The organism is Oleiphilus sp. HI0067, assembly GCF_001635735.1.
The window spans coordinates 1-1,177 of record NZ_LWFI01001131.1 but is presented as its reverse complement, the minus strand read 5'-3'; the positions used below and the strand labels follow the sequence as shown (position 1 = coordinate 1,177).

Below are 1,177 nucleotides of genomic sequence, written 5' to 3'. Positions count from 1 at the left end.
ACCACAGGCAAGGCAAAAAGTAGTATTCGTCACTTTATCAAGCTGAAGCAACACGAAGAAAATCTATCTCTTGGTAAGAGCCTGCTTGAACGCTCAATGAGCAGCATCAACCTAAGCTGGGAAAACATCAGTGAAACCCACTTAGTCAACGTGCTCGATCATAACAAAGCAAACTCACTTGATGAGCTACTGATTCTAGTCGGCCAAGGATTGCGCATGCCTTATATCATTGCGCGTCAGCTCGCTGCAGAAGATGCAAGTCAAATAAGTAGCGAAACCGAAGAGCCTGCAAAACAAAAACTGATCATCAAAGGAACAGAAGGCATGCAAGTCAGCTTCAGTTCCTGCTGCTACCCAATTCCGGGCGACCCTATCATCGGGCTACCGGATTCAAATTCTGGTGCGGGCCTTATCATTCACGCAGAACAGTGCAAAAAAGCACTGCGCCTTAGCAAAGCGCCAGACCGACTTTATCTATCTTGGGTCAAGGATATTACGGATGAATTTGCGGTTGAATTGCGTATTGAGCTCGAAAGACAGCGCGGCATTATTGCCGAGTTAGCATCTGCAATCACTCGCGCCGAGGCAAATATCGAACACATTGGTGTCAGCGAGCAGAACCCTCATATGAGCACGATAGAGGCCGTCATCTACATTCAAGGTCGACGCCATCTTGCTCGTGTGATTCGCCGACTACGTAACATTAAAGCGGTGATTCGCATTCAAAGAATTATCAATCACTAAAGGCGCTCATTTACATTTGGCGCAACAATAGGTAAGGTTTAGATATGAGCAACAAATCAATTATTCAGTCAGATGCTGCACCAGCAGCGATTGGTACCTACTCGCAAGCAGTGAAGGCAGGTAATACTTTGTACCTTTCAGGTCAAATTCCTCTTGATCCACAGAGCATGGAGCTTGTTGGTGGCGGCATCGAGAATCAAATTAAGCGCGTGTTCGAAAACCTAAAAGCAGTATGTGAAGCTTCTGGTGGTTCACTTCAAGATATCGTGAAGCTAAATATCTTCCTCACAGACTTAGGTAATTTTGCCGCGGTCAATGAAGTAATGGCTACCTACTTCCAAAAACCTTACCCAGCGCGCGCTGCGATCGGCGTGGCTGCATTGCCAAAAGGCGCAGAAGTAGAAATGGATGGAATCGTTACCCTTTCATAAAA

Annotated in this window: 2 protein-coding genes; both read left to right on the top strand. The window is 46.1% G+C overall.

Annotated features, from left to right (window positions below; all coding sequences use genetic code 11):
- On the top strand, positions 1 to 744 hold a 744-nt coding region (locus A3739_RS16425; RefSeq protein WP_197472375.1), incomplete at its 5' end, for an ACT domain-containing protein.
- 44 nt (positions 745 to 788) lie between these two features.
- Positions 789 to 1,175 carry a RidA family protein gene (locus tag A3739_RS16420; protein WP_068501394.1) on the top strand — a complete coding sequence of 129 codons (387 nt, stop codon included), beginning with the start codon at positions 789 to 791 and terminating at the stop codon, positions 1,173 to 1,175.
- The last annotated feature ends 2 nt before the right edge of the window (positions 1,176 to 1,177 follow it).